The 17,465-nt window shown below is 55.7% G+C and carries 15 protein-coding genes; 6 read left to right on the plus strand and 9 right to left on the minus strand.

Translation table 11 applies throughout. The features are described 5' to 3' along the window. Nucleotides 1-41 precede the first annotated feature (41 nt). The 3 genes from pncA (at nt 42) to pncB (ending at nt 4,303) form a co-directional block, all read left to right on the plus strand. Nucleotides 42-638, plus strand: a complete 597-nt coding sequence (pncA, locus tag BM069_RS08800; RefSeq protein ID WP_093323045.1) for a bifunctional nicotinamidase/pyrazinamidase — start codon at nt 42-44, stop codon at nt 636-638. Nucleotides 639-701: 63 nt separating this feature from the next. Then, entirely contained in the window at nt 702-2,942 is a 2,241-nt protein-coding gene (locus tag BM069_RS08805; RefSeq protein ID WP_093323046.1) for a PAS domain-containing hybrid sensor histidine kinase/response regulator, read from the plus strand. Nucleotides 2,943-3,010: 68 nt separating this feature from the next. Beyond that, nucleotides 3,011-4,303: a nicotinate phosphoribosyltransferase gene (gene pncB, locus BM069_RS08810; RefSeq protein WP_093323048.1), complete on the plus strand. Its 1,293-nt coding sequence runs from the start codon at nt 3,011-3,013 to the stop codon at nt 4,301-4,303. A gap of 15 nt (nt 4,304-4,318) precedes the next feature. On the opposite strand, the gene BM069_RS08815 is transcribed toward pncB, so the two are convergent. From BM069_RS08815 to BM069_RS08850, 8 genes are all read right to left on the minus strand, one after another. Further along, nucleotides 4,319-5,275 (minus strand): phosphotransferase enzyme family protein, encoded by a 957-nt coding sequence (locus BM069_RS08815; RefSeq protein ID WP_093323049.1) that lies wholly within the window; start codon nt 5,273-5,275, stop codon nt 4,319-4,321. Then, nucleotides 5,272-6,537 carry an aspartate aminotransferase family protein gene (locus BM069_RS08820; RefSeq protein WP_244503580.1) on the minus strand — a complete coding sequence of 422 codons (1,266 nt, stop codon included), beginning with the start codon at nt 6,535-6,537 and terminating at the stop codon, nt 5,272-5,274. The genes BM069_RS08815 and BM069_RS08820 overlap by 4 nt, the downstream gene beginning before the upstream one ends. Before the next feature lie 66 nt (nt 6,538-6,603). Beyond that, nucleotides 6,604-7,026 (minus strand): alternative ribosome rescue aminoacyl-tRNA hydrolase ArfB, encoded by a 423-nt coding sequence (gene arfB, locus BM069_RS08825; RefSeq protein WP_093323543.1) that lies wholly within the window; start codon nt 7,024-7,026, stop codon nt 6,604-6,606. 379 nt (nt 7,027-7,405) lie between these two features. Then, nucleotides 7,406-8,041, minus strand: coding sequence for a queuosine precursor transporter (locus BM069_RS08830; RefSeq protein WP_093323051.1), 636 nt, complete (start codon nt 8,039-8,041; stop codon nt 7,406-7,408). Between the two features lie 89 nt (nt 8,042-8,130). Then, nucleotides 8,131-9,042 carry an esterase-like activity of phytase family protein gene (locus BM069_RS08835; protein WP_093323052.1) on the minus strand — a complete coding sequence of 304 codons (912 nt, stop codon included), beginning with the start codon at nt 9,040-9,042 and terminating at the stop codon, nt 8,131-8,133. Further along, nucleotides 9,015-9,821, minus strand: coding sequence for a penicillin-insensitive murein endopeptidase (mepA, locus tag BM069_RS08840; RefSeq protein ID WP_425288677.1), 807 nt, complete (start codon nt 9,819-9,821; stop codon nt 9,015-9,017). The genes BM069_RS08835 and mepA overlap by 28 nt, the downstream gene beginning before the upstream one ends. 89 nt (nt 9,822-9,910) lie before the next feature. Further along, complete coding sequence (locus tag BM069_RS08845) at nt 9,911-11,263, minus strand: MFS transporter (protein ID WP_093323055.1); 1,353 nt, start codon at nt 11,261-11,263, stop codon at nt 9,911-9,913. A gap of 56 nt (nt 11,264-11,319) precedes the next feature. Next, complete coding sequence (locus BM069_RS08850) at nt 11,320-11,856, minus strand: acyl-CoA thioesterase (RefSeq protein ID WP_093323057.1); 537 nt, start codon at nt 11,854-11,856, stop codon at nt 11,320-11,322. Between the two features lie 141 nt (nt 11,857-11,997). Here BM069_RS08850 and BM069_RS08855 point away from each other — a divergent pair, with 141 nt between their 5' ends. The 3 genes from BM069_RS08855 (at nt 11,998) to yaaA (ending at nt 15,191) form a co-directional block, all read left to right on the plus strand. Beyond that, a complete protein-coding gene (locus BM069_RS08855) occupies nt 11,998-12,279 on the plus strand; it encodes a YggT family protein (RefSeq protein WP_093323058.1) in 282 nt (93 codons plus the stop codon). 78 nt (nt 12,280-12,357) lie between these two features. Continuing rightward, nucleotides 12,358-14,397, plus strand: a complete 2,040-nt coding sequence (gene recQ, locus BM069_RS08860; protein WP_093323060.1) for a DNA helicase RecQ — start codon at nt 12,358-12,360, stop codon at nt 14,395-14,397. A gap of 20 nt (nt 14,398-14,417) precedes the next feature. Beyond that, nucleotides 14,418-15,191 carry a peroxide stress protein YaaA gene (yaaA, locus tag BM069_RS08865; protein ID WP_093323061.1) on the plus strand — a complete coding sequence of 258 codons (774 nt, stop codon included), beginning with the start codon at nt 14,418-14,420 and terminating at the stop codon, nt 15,189-15,191. On the opposite strand, the gene BM069_RS08870 is transcribed toward yaaA, so the two are convergent. Then, the gene (locus tag BM069_RS08870; RefSeq protein ID WP_093323062.1) at nt 15,176-17,371 is read right to left on the minus strand and encodes a response regulator; all 2,196 of its coding nucleotides are present in this window, start codon (nt 17,369-17,371) and stop codon (nt 15,176-15,178) included. The genes yaaA and BM069_RS08870 overlap by 16 nt on opposite strands. Nucleotides 17,372-17,465: the final 94 nt, after the last annotated feature.

Below are 17,465 nucleotides of genomic sequence, written 5' to 3' on the forward strand. Positions count from 1 at the left end.
TTTCACACTGTTATCCGTGGCGCAAAGCCCAAGGAGACCCCATGTCCAATGCTCTGATTGTGATCGATGTTCAAAATGATTTCTGTCCTGGCGGGGCTTTGGCCGTGCCCGAAGGCGATCTTATCGTGCCTGGCATCAACGCTTTGATGGCGGACTTTGATGTGGTTGTCCTTACCCAGGATTGGCACCCGGCCGGACACAGTTCCTTTGCCTCAAGCCACGACGGCAAAGCACCCTATGACATGATCGATATGCCATACGGTCCTCAGGTTCTCTGGCCCGATCACTGCGTACAGGGCAGCGACGGTGCCGCCTTTCAAAAAGGCCTCGACCAGACCCGTCCGGACCTAATCATCCGCAAAGGCATGAACCCCGCCATCGACAGTTATTCCGCCTTCTATGAGAACGACCAGAAAACGCCAACAGGCCTCCAAGGATATCTGCGCACCCGTGGTGTTGAGACACTCACAATGGTGGGGCTGGCAACGGATTTTTGCGTGAATTTCTCAGCAGTTGATGCCGCAAAACTCGGGTTTGACGTCACCGTCAATCAATCTCTGTGTCGCGCCATTGACCTCGACGGATCTTTGGCAGCCGCACAGGATGGTATGCGCGCAGCCGGTGTCGCCCTGACGTGATCTTAATAGCGCTTTCTTAAGCAATTCTTGGCATTGAACGGGAAACATTGGGGATTCTCGTTAATGGCAAACGCCATATTTGAACTTGAGCAAGCTCTTGCGGATTTTGATGCCCGTCGGTCGCCTTTGGGTAAACTCAATCGCTATCGTCAGTCGCGGATTGGACATGTTTTCAATCGCGTCGTCTTTATTTTTATGGGCGCCTTGGCGATTGGCTTTTTGATTGACCCGATGGTTGCTCTGGCGGCCACCTCGATTTATCTCATCGGCGAAGCCGTAGATACATGGATTCTGACCAAGCTGCCCGACTGGATTGAAAAGGGCATGCCCCTCACCCGAGCTGAGTGCCTCGCGCTTTTTGGATCTTTTTTACAAACAACGACGGTCTGTGTGTTTATCGGTTTCACGTGGATTTACGTTCCGCGCGAATCTTCCATGATCCTGTGCCTGTCCCTGATTGGAGGCAGTGTCGTCAACGCATTGAACGCACTCACGCTCAATCGCGTCATATCGATCATGCGGATTGGGATGTTCGCAATTCTTGTTGTCAGCTTGGCGTTGATAGATCTGCAACGGTTCGACACTTTCCCGACCTACGTCATTTTCAACCTGATCGGCACACTGATGCTGGTCTATTTACTTGTGCCGTTTGTTGCCGAGTCCACACATGAACGGCGAAAAGGAAACATGTCAAAACGACGGTTGATTGCTCAAGGTCTTGCCTTGGCCAGAGCCAATGAATCTCTCTACACCAAACAACAGGAATCGCGCCGGCTTGCTCTTGTGGTGCAACACGCGTCTGACGCAGTGACTCTGGTGGATAGCGGCGGAAAAATCGTCTGGGTGAACAAGGCGTTTACGACACTGACCGGATACAGTTTTCAGGAGGTTCTGGGCAAAAAGTCGAGCTTGTTTTTTAACGAACCCGGTGTGGTCAACAAGGCCAGCCAGATGATTGAAGACGCCTTGCGATCAGGGTCGTCAGGCAAAGTTACAAATGAATCTGTCGCCAAGGATGGCAGTAAACGTTGGCTGGAAACCAGCTTTGGCCCCGTTTGGGACGACGCGGGGCAACTCGAACTGTTGTTCATCATCGACCGTGATGTCAGCGACATAAAGTCCAGAGAGGCCGAGTTGGAAGACGCCCGGGTTGCCGCCGAAAAAGGTGAGAGGTCTCAGTCGTCGTTTCTGGCAACCATGAGTCACGAAATTCGCACACCGATGAATGGCATCATCGGTATGACCGAACTCCTTTCCAAATCGGACCTGTCGGACACCGACAGGCTCTATGTGGACACGATTCAATCTTCGAGTGAGGCGTTGCTCACAATTATAAACGACATTTTGGACTTCTCGAAACTCAACGACGGCCACCTGACCATCAAACCCACGACATTTGCGCTATATCCCAGCTTGCACGAAGTGATGAATCTTATGCGCCCTTTGGCTCGGGCCAAAGGTCTGGAATTGGTTCTGAACTGTCAGGCCGATTTGCCAAAAACCGTTTTGGGCGACGGGGGCCGTTTGCGGCAAGTGCTGATCAACGTCATTGGCAACGCCATTAAATTCACAGATTCGGGAAGTGTGACGCTGGCTGTTTCCGGTCGACAGGACAATGGAGAGTTGCACCTCAATCTTGAGGTCTCCGACACTGGTATTGGCATCCCCGAGGATCAACTAGATCAGGTTTTTGAACGCTTTGCGCAGGCCGACACAGCCTCTACTCGGCGTTTTGGCGGCACAGGGTTGGGTCTTTCGATCTCTCGCCGCCTCGTGCAATTGATGCGGGGCGACATTCAAGTTCACAGCGTTGTCGAGAGGGGATCGTGTTTCTCCATATCGGTGGTGCTTGGCATCTCAAAATGCCTAACGGTGACTCAATCCGGCGAAGATCGGGCTGAACCGGATGCGCTGCTGGGCACCCGCGTTCTGTTGGCCGAGGACAACATGACCAACCGCCTCGTGGTTCAGAAATTCCTGCAAGGCTCCGGGGTCACACTGATCACGGCTGAAAATGGGGCTGAAGCCGTTGACGTATCCAGAAAATTGACGCCTGAAGTCATTTTGATGGACATGTCCATGCCGGTGATGGACGGGCTTGAAGCCACACGTCGCATCCGGGCCTTGGATATCCCGCAGCCTGTAATTATTGCTCTGACAGCCAACGCTTATTCTTCAGATCGAGAAACATGCCTTGATGCGGGTATGGATGCTTTTCTGAGCAAACCGGTGCGTCGAGGGCAGCTTTTGCATGAGCTTTCGCTCGCCACGGCTAAGGCCCGCGCCCACAGCAAAGCGTCCTGAAAGGGGTTGGACCCCTTGCCAATACTGGCTATCAACATTCAAACGTTGATAAATGGACCTTTTTTACCATGTCCGACATCGCCACGCGCGTCTGGAACCACAAATGGAAGATCGACCCGATCGTCCGTTCTCTGATCGACAACGACTTCTATAAGTTGCTGATGTGTCAGTCGATTTTTCGCAACCGTCCTGACGCTCATGTGACCTTCAGTCTGATCAACCGGTCCAAGAACATCCGGCTTGCGGAGTTGATTGACGAGGGCGAACTGCGCGAGCAACTCGACCACATCAAGTCTCTCTCTCTGACCCGTGGCGAAAGCACCTTCCTGCGCGGCAACACATTTTACGGCAAACGTCAGATGTTCCGCTCCGATTTTATGGAGTGGTTCGAGAACATGCGCCTGCCCGATTATCATCTCGAAAAGCGGGACGGCCAGTATGAGCTGACGTTTGAAGGTAAATGGCACGAAGTTATGCTCTGGGAAATTCCAGCGCTTGCGGTGTTGATGGAACTGCGCGGTCGCGCGGTTTTGCACGATATGCGCAAATTCGAACTTCAGGTGCTTTACGCACGCGCGATGACGAAACTCTGGGAAAAAATCGGCAAACTCAACGAGTTGCCCAACCTGCGCATCGCCGATTTTGGCACCCGCCGCCGCCATTCTTATCTTTGGCAGGATTGGTGCGTGCAAGCTATGGTCGAAGGGCTCGGTGACAAATTCGTTGGCACCTCAAACTGCCTGATTGCGATGAAACGTGATCTGGAGGCCATCGGCACCAATGCACATGAACTGCCCATGGTGTTTTCGGCCTTGGCGGAAAATGACGACGATTTGTTGCAGGCGCCCTACAAGGTTCTGGCCGACTGGCACGAGGAGCACGAAGGCAACCTGCGCGTTATTCTGCCCGATACCTATGGCACCAAGGGCTTTCTTGACCGCGCGCCGGATTGGCTGGCTGGCTGGACGGGTATCCGCATCGACAGCGGCGATCCGGCCGGCGGCGCGGAAACGGCGATCCAATGGTGGAAGGATCGCGGCGAAGACCCGACCAAGAAGCTCATCATTTTCTCCGACGGTTTGGACACCGACAAGATTGTTGAGCTGCACAACCAATTCGCCGGTCGCGCCCGTATTTCCTTTGGCTGGGGTACTTTGCTGACCAATGATTTCCGCGGGCTTACACCGGACGACGGTCTTTCTCCGTTCTCCATGGTGTGCAAAGCGGTCAAGGCCAACGGCAAGCCCACCGTGAAACTCTCCGACAACCCAAACAAGGCGATGGGCCCTGCGGAAGAGATTGAGCGTTACAAACGGGTGTTTGGTGTGGGTCAGCAAGAAAAGATGGACGTGATCGTCTGACCCATACTGCCGCGACTAGCCCAGCCAGCGCCGCGCGATCGCCAGCGCCCGCTCAGCGTATTGGCGCATCGCCGGATGATCGTCGTCATAGCGCCCGATAGCCCAGCCGCAACTCGCGAGCCCTCTCACCAACATAAAGGCCTCAAGCAAGGCCTCGGCATTCTCCGGCAAGACTCTTTCGGAGCCATACCCGCGCAGCAACGCGCGTCCCAATGCGTCCCTATTTGGTTGGTCGAAATTCTGCGCCATGGCAATGCCGAGTTCATGCATCCGGAACCCGAACACACCGTCATCAAAATCGATCAACCGAACCGCATGCCCCTGAACCAAAACATTTTCCCGCAAGGCATCCCCGTGGATCAACCCCCAGTCGCCACCTTCCGCATGGGCTTCCAGCACCTCGCGAACTTTGGCGCGCGCCTCGAGCAACAAGGCTGACTCATCCGCGGTCAGGCTCGGGTTCTCCCAGAAACGCCCCCAACTCGGTTGCTCTCCCAAGAGCGCCTCGATGTCCATCGTTTCTCTGGTGAAGTCGTCGCCCATGTCCATGGCATCGCTTGCGTTGTGTAGCCGCGCCAATTCGGCGCCCAGTGCCGCATGCAACGCCTCCTGCTCGGCGGCGGGCATTGCCAATGGAACGTCCCCTTCGCCAAGCGGTTCCCCGTCAAGCCAAGTCAACATCGAGGCCACCCGCGGACCACCCGTCGCCAGAATGTCGCCAGCATCTGTTCTGATCGCTTGGGGCACGATTATACCAGCCTCAACCAATGCTTCTGACCACCACAGCTCTGACCGGATCGCATCGGCACTCTGATATCCGGGCCTATGGAGCCGCAACGCAACCTTGCTGCCATCGGGGCCTTCTGCTTGGAAAACAATGTTCTCACGGTTCTTGATCAGCCTTGGTTTGGCTGTGACGCCCCACGCGAGCAACGCCTTCTGTGCGGCCTCAAATGCTTCCCGATCGTTCACGTCACAGCCTCCAGTGCCGCATCCAGCGTTTCTGCCAGCTGATCTGCGTTGGCGCGGTCAAATACACAGGGCGGGCGGATCTTCAGTGTGTTGTCGTGCCGACCTTCGGAATGCAGAAGAACACCCCGCTCACGCATCTCGTCGACCATTAAACTGCATAGCTTCGTGGCGGGTTTGCCGTCACGCCAAAGCTCAGCTCCGAAAAACAGGCCCGAGCCTCGGACATCGGCGATCACCTCATGGCGCGAGGCCACATCGTGCAAGAGATCAACGGTATAGGCCCCCACATCTGCGGCATTGGAGATAAGGTTTTCATCTTCAATGACGTTTAGGACTGCCATCGCCGCAGCGGCACTCACCGGATTGCCGCCAAACGTGTTGAAATATTTGAACTGTTCCTGAAAGGCGGTCAAAATCTCAAGTCGCGTCACCACTGCAGCAACCGGATGCCCATTGGCCATCGGTTTGCCCAAGGTCACAATATCCGGCGCAAAGCCGAGTTTCTCGTGCCCCCACCAATGGCTGCCAATCCTGCCAAATCCGGGTTGCACCTCATCCGCAATGATCAAACCACCGGCCTTGCGCACGGCGGCAACGGCACGGTCCAGAAAACCGCGCTCCAACGTGGGAAAGCCTTCGTTGGCAAAATACGGGCAAACAATCAGCGCCGAGACCCCGTGACCGGACGCCTCAAGTTCGGCAATCGCCTTTTCAACGCCTTTGGCAAAAGCTTCGGCCTGCCCCTCGCGGCTTCCGCCGACGGGGACCATATTGTCAGGCGCTGGCACTTGGCGCACGTGATCCTGATAGCCACCAATCGGCAACTTGGAGGAGTTCAGCTGGCTGACCGCCGTTGTGTTGCCGTGATAGGTGTTGTCAGTGCCAATGATGCCGGTCTTGCCTGTCATCACTTGCGCCATACGCAGGGCAAGGTCGTTGGCCTCTGATCCGGAACACACCATCATCATGCTCTCGAGATCATGTTCAAATTTCGCGGTGAGCGCTTCGCCATAGTCCAGAATGGCATCGTGCACATACCGCGTGTGCGTGTTCAGCGTCGCTGCCTGCTTGGCAATTGCGTCAACCACACGCGGGTGGCAGTGGCCAACATGCGGCACGTTGTTATAGCAATCCAGATATTGCCGTCCCTCGGTGTCCCAAAGCCAAACCCCCTCGCCGCGCGCAACGTGCACTGGCTCACGATAGAAAGTGGTCATATGTGGCCCCAAAAGCCGCGCCCGACGCGCTGCGATGTCTTGCACCGGATGTCTCCCTCAGAAAGTCCCCGACGCAGTTCTGCGCCGCCGCGCTTTGCGATGCAACCCGGATCAATCGTCGCGCTGCACTTTGCCCCGCATTGCCTTGACCTCGCCTCGTTCCTTCTTGGATTTCAGGCGACGTTGCATGCTGCCATAGGTCGGTTTGGTTTTGATCCGGCGTTTGGGTGCCACCAATGCTTTGCGGATGAGTTCTGCCAACCGGTCGCGCGCTATGTCCCTGTTCCGAGATTGACTGCGGGTTTCGTCGCATTGGATCACAAGGGCCCCGTCCTTGGTCCAGCGCCGACCCGCCAGCCGCTTGAGGCGCGCTTTGACCTGCGCGGACAAGGATGGTGAGCGGTCGGCTTCAAACCGCAATTCCACAGCTGTGGCGACCTTGTTCACATTCTGCCCACCCGGACCGCTGGCGCGAACGAACTGTTCGGTCAGTTCCCAATCCTCGATCTTGATCTCATCGTTGACGCGCAACATAGCAAATTCCGCATGACGCGGCCCAAAGGTCATTCCGTGCCACAGATATGGGCTGAAAACTCGGCGCGCTGCAACACAGACGCGATACCGATGTTATACCGACGCAATACTGACGTTGTGTTTTTATCGCGCAAAGTGATCCGATTGGCAGCAAAAAGGGCCGTTTCCCGCGTGGAAACAGCCCTTCGAGATGATTGGAGGTGCGTCGGTTAGGATCACACCAATTCGGACTTTATGTCAGCCAAGGGCTGCCTCAGCTGCACTCCATCCAAACTGTTCCGACCTCGTTCTCCATAGCTTCTCTAGACAATGGGCACCTCCCTTCAGATGATTTCGCGTATCTCCAGCCTGCCACAGGTTGGGGATATGTCAAACAAAATCATGTGGTGCGGGCTGTAAGAGACCCCACGATGATGCGGAATGGCACAAGAGCAAGCAGAGCCAGGCTCAGCTTCACCATCCAGTCGGCGACGCCGAGGCTCACCCACAACGGGACAACCGGACCGCTGCCCAACAAGGGCAGCATTTCGCCCGCCCAGCTTACATCGTTGGCTGGCTCAATGAAGGACAGTGCGTCCGAGAAAGCGATGGTAAAGAAGATGGCGGTATCCAGAGTGGAGCCAATCAATGTCGACGCCAACGGCGCCCGCCACCATGCGCCCTCACGCAAACGATCAAAGATCGCTACGTCGGTCATTTGCGCCGTCAAGAAAGCAAGACCCGAGCCAATGGCCACACGCAAGGTGACAGCAGGGTACGTGTATCCGTCGCCCTGCAGCATGACTTGTGTGCCGATAAGAGAACAAATGACGCCAACGACGAAGCCGACAACAACAACCCTACGGGCTGCGTGCGCGCCATAGACGCGATTCATGATGTCCGTGACAAGGAAGGCGAGAGGATAGGTGAAGGCACCCCAGGTCAGCCATTGGCCGAACAGGTACTGCACAAGGATATTGGAGGCCACAACTATGGCGGCCATGGCAATAATGCCGGGAAGATGGATCGTTTTCATGTCTGTATGCCCGTTTTGACAAGGTAGCGGCGACTTGGCCCCGCGCTCGTCGCGGGACGGAGCGCGTTTAAAGGCTAGTCAGCTATAGGTCAAGGAGAGACAGGCAGCACGTATTCGACGATTTCGGTCTTCTGCAAGAAGCGGAAATTGTCATCTGAAATCATGGTCAGCCGAATAGCGCCGTCCTCGTCGCGCCACACGCTGATCCCCTCCAGATTGTCGTGTTGAGCTATCCCTTTGGAAAACAACAGTTTTTCATTCCTTACGTCGCCGCTTTCAACTTCGAAACTCCGCACGCGCGTGCGAAAGCCCAATCCGTTGAAACCACGTTCAAGCACATAAAGTCGCCCGTCGGGGCCAAAATCCGCACCGACCGGTTGAAACTGTTTATTGCGAGGCAAAGTAAACGCGCGGGTCCAAACCCGATTCCGTAGCGCAAAGATCTGGATCATGTTTTCAGCACCGACGGCTGCTTCGGGGATAGCATACAGTACGCCACGGGCATCCACAGCCAGAGCTTCAAACCCGCCGTTCAAAGACATTGCATCGAAGTCGTTGTGCCATGGCATCTTATGTGGCTTTGCGCCGGGGAACGAAAAGCTCTCCAGCCTGTGTTCCCCTTCGAACGAAACAACAAGCGACCCGTCCGCCAATCGGGCAACGCCTTCGGAATCCCGCCATTTCGTGTGCTTCGCAAAATGCCCCTCTCTATGCAGAACGCGGCTCATCCGCACATTCTCGGCACCAATGATTTCTCCGTCTTGCCGCTTCAAGTCGGCCTCGACCCAGACCCCGCGGTCAGACAGTGCAACCATTCTGCCACCATCTTCTGACACTTCGAGCGCCGAAAACCCTCCGAACCAAGTGTTGGTCAACTGCCAATGAAACGCACTCAGAAACGAGGCTTGATCGTCCTGCGCGGCCTGCGCAAACGGGAGGCCGACAAGACTTAGAAGTAAGGAAAACAGGGCGATCAAGGAGATTGCAAAACGTCGACGCATTGGCCAGGAAGATCCATCATAGTCAGTTCACGTCGCGGCTTGGGCGCCGGTGCATTCGGGTCGGGGGGAGGCGGGAATAGGATATCCTGCACCCATTGTTCTGCGTCTTTACACCCATCACCCGCCGGAGGGGAAGCTTGATCTACACACCCCTGAGCCCCCTTCGGGCACGCCAGACGCACATGAAAATGATAGTGGTGGCCCCACCAGGGTCGAATTTTTCGCAACCACTTCCGATCCCCTTTTGCGTCCTTGCACATTTGTACTTTTGCTCCGGGGAAAACAAAAATTCGCGCGACGCGCGGATCGCTGGCTGCGGCCTTGAGAACCTCATGGTGCTGCCGGGTCCAACTGCTGTTCACAAACGCGCCCCGTTCACGGCGCATGGAAATTGACGAAATACTCTCTCGTTCTGCCACGCTTAGATTCAGGCGTTTGGGCGGCAACATCCAGATGTCGACATCCAATCCCAACTGGTGACTGCGGTGGCCTGATAACATCGGCCCGCCGCGAGGTTGGCTGATGTCACCAACGTAGAGACCCTCCCAACCGGGTTGTTGTGCGGCCTTGGCGGACAATGTCTGAATATAGTCTATGACCTCGGGATGGCCCCAATTCCGGTTCCGCGACAAACGCATCGCCTGCCAGGTTGGGCCGGTCTCCGCCAGCTGCTGACCGCCCGCTACGCACCCCTTTGAATAGCTGCCAAAAGGGGCAGGCGCCTGAGCGCTACCAGCGGGCTTGGCTCCAAAAAGCTGCTTTGCTTCAACCCCCTGCATCGCAGCCGGGATGGCCTGACGCGTAGAGACAGTTGGATTTTCAACCGTTTGCGTTTTGCAGGCGGCCAGAGCCACCAGCAGAGGGAGTATCAGGAAGCGACGTCCCATTGTTTGTGATCTCCTGCGGGGTTGACCCAACGTAGCAGGATCAGACCCAGCAGGAAAAGAGCGATCAAAGGTGTAACGCCAATTTGTTGGCTGCCCGATATCGCAGTCATGACGCCGATCAGGAAAGGAGCGATAAAGGAGGTCGCCTTGCCGGCAAGGGCATATAAGCCAAAGGATTCCGCAGTGCGATCAGGAATGGCCTGACGCACCATCATGGTACGGCTTGCCGATTGGATGACGCCCCCGGCGGCACCTATCAGAACGCCCATCACATAAAAGGCTTGATCCGGCAGAGAGGATTCGGGGCCGACCGCGACGCCAAAAACGCTTTCGCGAGAGATAAAGACGATGGATATGGCCACGCCGCAAAGAACCCAAATACAGCACGTTATGACGGGTTTGGGGCCAAACCGGGTGTCCGCTTTCCCGCCAAGCCATGCAAAAATGGCACCTGCAATGATGGCCAGAATGCCAAAGATACCCACATCAACCACGGACCATTCCAGCACGCCGGCCGCATAGATGCCACCAAAGGTGTACATCCCGTTCAGCGCGTCCCGATAGAACATGGAGCTGCTGAGGTAGGCGAAAAGCGACGGGGTTTTGGGCAGATTCTTTACCGTTCCGACCACGTCCTTGATGGCCTTGAGCGTTGCGCCCTTGGCTGGTCGCGCCGGTTTGGGGTCACGCACCCAAAGGAAAAACGGGATCATAAACACCATGTACCAGATCGCGGTCAGCGGTCCGACCGACCGCGTGCCTTCGCGCTGTTCCGCGTCCAACCCCAAAATCGGGTCTATGCCGATCAGCGTTTTGCCGGTTTCGGCATTTTCCGCCAGAAGCGTCAACATGATCACGAGCGCCAGCAGGCCCCCTACGTACCCAAATGCCCAGCCGTTTCCGGAAATGCGCCCCAGCTCTTCTTTGTTGCCAAGATCGGGCAGCATTGAGTTGGTGAAGATCGTGGCGAATTCCATCCCGATCATACCAATCGCAAAAAGCGTCAAGGTCCACGTCAGGTTAAAGCTCCCCGGTGCCGCCCACCACAGACCAAAAGAGCCGCAGACATACATGATGGAAAAGAGCCAGATCCAGCGAAGCCGGTTGCCAAAGGTATCGGCCATTGCCCCGAGGATAGGCGCCATGATCGCGATCACAACACCTGCTGCGGCGATGCCAAATCCCCATGCAGCCTGTGCTTCGGCGCCATCACCGATCAAATCCTTGATGTATGGCGCAAAAATAAAGGTGATCAACAAGGTGTTGTACGGCTGACTTGCCCAATCAAAGAAAAACCAGCCCCAGATGCGCTTACGCGCGGAAACCTCAGACATCCCCGTCCCCAGTATGTTTTTCCATACTTAGACCGCCAGTCCGGATTAATAGCAAGTTAATCCTGCTCTGGCGGCCAAGGTCTTGTTGCGTCGGCCTCGATCCAATTCATGACCCACGCGGGTGCCAACGGTCGTGGTGCCTTCACGGGCAAGGCGTTCATCACGGTGTCAGGAGGCACGATGCCGTTGCTGCCGGTGATTGCAGCCCGATACAACGCCTGATTGGCGCATTCGCCATTCTGCTTCCACATGGTTTGTTCCAGATAAACAAATTTGTCATCCCAATACACCGCGCGACTGCGCATCGTGATTTTCTCGAATGTGCGTATCCGGCGGCGATATCGAACGGACACTCCGGCCATCGTCATGCCCCACCGATTTGACCGCAAGGTTTCAATTAAACCTATACGTCGCGCCAAGGGTATGCGGCCCAAATCAAAAAGCGTGAGTGTACGCCCGTTGTTGAGCTCCATCCACAAATCGATGTCCGACGGCCAGCATCGGTGCTCTGACACATGCGTGCCCGTCAACGGCAAAGGCGCCGCGTTGCGATACTTCACCATTTCTTTGACCATTCGCATGATGGGATACATCGACTCGGTCCTTGCTAGGTTGCGATGTGGGCCTTCAACGCCTGTTGCAACGGATCGTCAACCGTGAACCCGCGACAGGCTTGTGATTCCGTCTGAGGGTGCTTAATTGTTGGCCGAAACCAACAAAAAGGATCCTTGGCGATGATGGCAATCTATGGCCCGCTAAAGCTCATTCTGGACGTCGCCTTTTTCATAATGATCGTGCACATCATCATGAGCTGGCTGATCAATTTTCAGGTCTTGAATCTGCGCCAGCCGATTGTCGGGCAGATCTGGATGGGTCTGAACCGCCTGCTTGAGCCGATCTACGAACCGGTGCGCCGCATCCTGCCTGATACACGACCTCTTGATCTGGCACCGTTGGTGGTCTTTATCATCATCATCTCGCTGCGCGATTATATCCTCCCGACTATTCTGTTCTAGGCGGGACCCCCTTGCCCCCGATCGGTGCCTGTGGGACAGTCTGACAAAGAGCAGACTGCCCCAAGAAACAGGTCCCATATGCCAGCCGCTGCCACGGTTTTGAGCGATGTATTCGGCTTTGAAAACTTCCGCCCAGGTCAGGAAGAAATCGTTGACGCGGTGACGCGTGGCGACAACGTGCTTGCGATTATGCCGACCGGCGGTGGCAAATCCTTGTGTTTTCAGCTTCCCGCACTTTTGCGCGATGGTGTCACCGTGGTGATTTCCCCTCTGATTGCCTTGATGCGGGATCAGGTGCGGGCTCTGCGCGAAAGCGGTGTCGAGGCTGGCGCGCTGACCTCCGGAAATACGGATGAGGAAACATCTCAGGTTTGGGATGCACTCGGCGATGGCAGACTGAAACTGTTGTATATCGCGCCAGAACGCCTTGGGTCGCACGCGGCTTTGGGAATGCTGCGCGATATCAACGTGTCTCTGATAGCTGTAGATGAGGCACATTGCGTCAGCCAATGGGGGCATGATTTTCGCCCCGACTATTTGCGAATTGGCGAGTTGCAGCGGGCGCTGGATGTCCCGGTCGCCGCCTTCACTGCCACAGCGGATGCGGAAACCCGCGCCGAGATCGTTGAAAGGCTGTTTGGGGGCCTTGCACCCCAGACATTTTTGCACGGGTTTGATCGGCCCAATATTCATCTTGCCTTCGCTGCCAAAGACAATCCCCGACGCCAGATTTTGCAATTTGCCGCTGGGCGCAAAGGGCAGTCCGGAATCGTGTATTGCGGCACGCGAGCCAAGACTGAAACTCTGGCCAAGGCTCTGCGCGAAGACGGACATTCCGCGCTGCATTATCATGGGGGAATGGAGGCCGCCGATCGTCGTGATACCGAAGTCCGGTTTCAACAGGAGGACGGCCTGATTGTGGTGGCAACCGTCGCTTTTGGTATGGGTGTGGACAAGCCTGATATCCGGTGGGTTGCCCACGCCGATTTGCCGAAATCAATCGAATCCTACTATCAGGAAATTGGCCGCGCTGGACGCGATGGCGGGCCTGCGGAAACGCTGACGCTTTTTGGCCCAGACGATATTCGCCTGCGGCGCTCCCAGATCGACGAAGGGCTCGCACCGCCAGAACGCCGTGCCGCGGACCATGCGCGATTGAATGCGTTGCTTGGATTGGCCGAGGCTTTGCGATGCCGGCGGGAAAAACTGCTCGCATACTTTGGCGAAACCGAAGTGACCTGTGGCAAATGCGATCTTTGCGACACCCCCGCAGATGTCTTTGACGGGACCGAAGCGGTCCGCAAAGCGCTTTCCGCCATCCTGCGTACAGAAGAATGGTTCGGCTCCGGACATCTGATCGACATTCTTCTTGGCAATGAAACCGACCGTGTGCGCGAGCGCGGTCATGACAGTTTGCCGACCTTCGGCGTGGGCAAAGAATATGATAAACGCCAATGGCAGGCCGTTTTTCGTCAGATGATGGGTCATGACCTCGTGCGACCAAATCCAGAACGTCATGGTGCTCTGACCATGACAGATTGTGCCCTTCCGGTTTTGAAGGGGCAGCAATCTGTGGAGCTTCGACGGGATACCATCAAAACAGCGGCACGCCGTCCGGCAGTGAAAACGTTGGTCAGTGAGGAAAACACCCCGCTGATGTCGGCCCTCAAGGCAAAGCGCCGCGCGTTGGCTGAGGCCGCAAAGGTGCCGGCCTATATTATTTTCAACGACAAAACCTTGGCCGAAATGGCCGAAAGCCGCCCCGCGAATTTGGATCAAATGGCGCAGGTTGGCGGTGTAGGCGCCAAGAAGTTGGCCACCTATGGTGATGCCTTTCTTGAGGTGATCAACGGGGCGGCCGACGAGATGCATCCGAGTCGACGCAAGATTGCCGGACACCAAAGTGCGTCTGTCTACGATCAATTACTCGAAGTGCAGTCTGAACTGATGCGCGGCCCCGACGGGATCGACAAGCCGATGAGTTGTTCGGCGTCTTTGTTGGCAAAAGTTGCCAGCTCTCGTCCCAGCGACATGACTGCGATGAATAGAATTCTGGGTGAACGCCGTACGGAACGCTTTGGTGATGCGTTTCTGGACGTGCTGCGACACGCCGACTGACCAAGGAAAAGGAACCACCGATGCTGACTGTGATTTCTCCGGCCAAACGCCTGAATTGGGACGCTGTAGATGGCCCGATCACGCAACCCGAGTTTCAGGAGGACGCCATCAGATTGGCAAAGACGATGCGTAATTTGACGCTTGGTGATCTGCGCAAACTTATGGACCTGAGTCCTGATCTAGCAAAGCTCAACCGCGATCGGTTCAAGGCATTTTCCGATGCACCGGACGCCGAGATCACCAGACCTGCGGTGTATGCTTTTGCCGGTGACACATACACCGGATTGGATGCCGGCAGTTTGGATGCTGACGAGATGGGCTTTGCGCAGGACCACCTGCGAATTCTGTCGGGGTTGTACGGAGTCCTTCGTCCCTGTGATGCGATTCAGCCTTATCGCCTCGAGATGGGAAGCCGCCTGAAAACCCGTCGCGGCAAGTCATTGTATGACTACTGGCGCGATGGTCCGGCCAAAGCTTTGAAAGATCAGGCTGCAGCTGTTGACACCGACACACTCCTGAACTGTGCAAGTCAGGAGTATTTTGGCGCGGTGGACCTTAAAGCGCTTAAGCTGCGGGTCGTGACGCCTGTGTTTATGGAGGAAAGAAACGGAGAGGCCAAAATCGTGTCGTTCTTTGCCAAGAAGGCGCGGGGGTCTATGGCGCGGTTTGTCATCCAGAACCGGATTACGAGCGCCGATGGAGCGAAGGACTTTGACTACGGCGGATATAGTTTTCAGCCGGACATGTCAGAGGGCGACCGTTGGGTTTTCCTAAGAGATTATCCCGAAAGTTGAGAAATGAGATCTGGTGTGCCTTCGCCGGTGAAGGGGTTCGTCACATCGCTCGGGCGCGCATCAGAGATCACGCCAAATACCTCAGCCCTGCGTACTGGTTTGGTTAGGTAGATGTCCAAACCAGCATCGAGTATGGCCTCTTCCTCGCCTTCTCCGGCCAAGGCCGTCAAAGCGATGATGGGCGTATGGCGCTCGGTCTCTCTCTCAATTTCGCGGATTCTGCGGGTGGCTTCCTTGCCATCCATTTCGGGCATAGAAATGTCCATCAGGATCAAATCCGGCGGTGTTTCGCGATATTTTTCGAGAACTTCCACGCCATTGTAGGCAAAATCGAGATCCAAATCGAGCGGCCGAAGCAGTTTTTGAAGAACCAGCCTATTGGTTTTGTTGTCTTCTGCGGAGAGCACACGCATCCGGCGGATTGCAGATGCTGCCGGCGCCACATTCACGGGCAGATCACCCCCCGCAGCCTTTTCAATACAGCAACAGAGCGCGTGACGCGAAATCGGTTTGCGAACAACAGCGGCTACAATTTCCAATTCTTGCGCTTTGGATCGGACGGATTCATCACCGGTCATGAAAATGACAGGCACGCTCAGATTTTGCTCTTGCAACGCCCGTGTCACCTCCAGCGCGTCCAAATGGCCCGCACCGTGATCAACAACGATCAAATCGGCATCTTGCGCAAAGGTCAGAACCTGATGCCCCTCTCCACAGATCGTCACTCGGGCACCGAGTTGCTCCAGCTGTTTTTTGAGCAGATCACAGTTGATCGCAATATCTGATGCTACGAGGATTTTCTCCACGTGCGTGGGCAGTGGGGTCGGAATTTGATCGCAGTTTTCATGCACGGGCAACGCCAGTCGGAAGCCAAAGGATGTGCCTTCTCCGACCACGCTGTCGACCCAGATTTCACCGCCCATCCGGTGAATCAGCTCCCGCGTTATGGCAAGCCCTAGACCTGTGCCTTCGAAGGCGCGGTTTTGTTGCTCATCGACTTGAGTAAACTCGCCAAAGATATGATCCAACTGCTCTTCGTGAATGCCAATCCCCGTATCCTGTACGGTGACATGCACAACGGTTTTTTCACCTTCGTTCACGATGACGCCCACGACTCGGACCAATACGTGCCCTTCATGGGTAAATTTGATCGCGTTCTCGATCAATTTGGTAAGCACCTGCCGCACTCGGGCAGGGTCGCCAACAAACTCGGTTGGCAAGAACAGGTCATAGTCGACCGACAACTCCAACCCACGTTCCCGCGCAGGAATTTGCAGCATTGCGATGACTTCGTGGATACAACGTTCCAGATCAAAGGCTTCCTGCCGGATTGCAAGCTCGCCCGCACCAATTTTCGAATAATCCAAAACGTCGTTGATCACTGACATTAAGGCTTCGCCAGAGCTTTTGATAGTTGCCGCGAAGAGACGTTGTTCCTCGCTAAGTTCTGTTTCCATAAGGAGGTCAGCCATGCCGACGAGCCCGTTCATCGGCGTGCGGATTTCGTGGCTCATATTGGCTAGGAAGGCCGATTTTGCACGCTGGGCTGCATCCGCAGCTTCCAAGGCTGCCCGCAAAGAGGCCTCATAGGTAACGGCATCGGTCACATCCATGATCAGGCTGATGCGGTCGCCGTTGTCGCCGGTTTTCATGGATATTTGCGCAAATTGGCCGTTCCAAAGCTTCACTAAAACAGGCTCCGCGTTGTCGTCCAACATTGTTTGCTTGAGATCCTGACGCAGCTTGTTGGCGCTTTCGCCGCCCAAATCAATTACACCGTCATCAAACGCATGTTCGAAAATATCGTCCATATGGATGCCGGGTTTGATCAGGTCAGTATTCTTAAAGAACGACAGATACGTGGGATTTGCCCCGACCATTTCGCCTTTGGCATTGAAGAATGCGAAACCGTCTCGCACAGCGCCAATAGAGTTCCACAAACGCTGCTCCGCTTGATCGGCGCGATAGCCCGCTGTTTCTGCGGCGGTCTTCAGTTGCCGGGTTTCTCGAAGCACGACCTTATAGTCGGCGCGGACTTCGTGGATTTCATTGGCAAGTTTTTGCGATTTTGCGCCCCAGCGTTCCTTTAAGGACAGGAGTTCCGCTTGCTTCAGTTCGAGCAGTTGCTCCGCGGCCAATCTGGCGCGACGTTCATCTGAAATTTTTTGAGCAAGCGACATGCGTGCGACCTCAGACTCGGAGTTGGGTTGCCGGCATTCTGGTGGCAGGAGATGAACATCAACTTAAGCCAAGTCATAAAGGTGGAATCGTTGC

It is taken from the genome of Shimia haliotis (assembly GCF_900114415.1).
Lineage (GTDB): Bacteria > Pseudomonadota > Alphaproteobacteria > Rhodobacterales > Rhodobacteraceae > Shimia > Shimia haliotis.

Coding starts and splice junctions, on each gene's coding strand:
- BM069_RS08855 (WP_093323058.1), top strand. CDS start 11,998: ATGATGGCAATCTATGGCCCGCTAAAGCTCATTCTGGACGTCGCCTTT.
- pncA (WP_093323045.1), top strand. CDS start 42: ATGTCCAATGCTCTGATTGTGATCGATGTTCAAAATGATTTCTGTCCT.
- BM069_RS08830 (WP_093323051.1), bottom strand. CDS start 8,041: ATGAAAACGATCCATCTTCCCGGCATTATTGCCATGGCCGCCATAGTT.
- BM069_RS08805 (WP_093323046.1), top strand. CDS start 702: ATGGCAAACGCCATATTTGAACTTGAGCAAGCTCTTGCGGATTTTGAT.
- BM069_RS08870 (WP_093323062.1), bottom strand. CDS start 17,371: ATGTCGCTTGCTCAAAAAATTTCAGATGAACGTCGCGCCAGATTGGCC.
- mepA (WP_425288677.1), bottom strand. CDS start 9,821: ATGCAGGGGGTTGAAGCAAAGCAGCTTTTTGGAGCCAAGCCCGCTGGT.
- BM069_RS08850 (WP_093323057.1), bottom strand. CDS start 11,856: ATGTATCCCATCATGCGAATGGTCAAAGAAATGGTGAAGTATCGCAAC.
- recQ (WP_093323060.1), top strand. CDS start 12,358: ATGCCAGCCGCTGCCACGGTTTTGAGCGATGTATTCGGCTTTGAAAAC.
- BM069_RS08845 (WP_093323055.1), bottom strand. CDS start 11,263: ATGTCTGAGGTTTCCGCGCGTAAGCGCATCTGGGGCTGGTTTTTCTTT.
- arfB (WP_093323543.1), bottom strand. CDS start 7,026: ATGTTGCGCGTCAACGATGAGATCAAGATCGAGGATTGGGAACTGACC.
- pncB (WP_093323048.1), top strand. CDS start 3,011: ATGTCCGACATCGCCACGCGCGTCTGGAACCACAAATGGAAGATCGAC.
- BM069_RS08835 (WP_093323052.1), bottom strand. CDS start 9,042: ATGCGTCGACGTTTTGCAATCTCCTTGATCGCCCTGTTTTCCTTACTT.
- yaaA (WP_093323061.1), top strand. CDS start 14,418: ATGCTGACTGTGATTTCTCCGGCCAAACGCCTGAATTGGGACGCTGTA.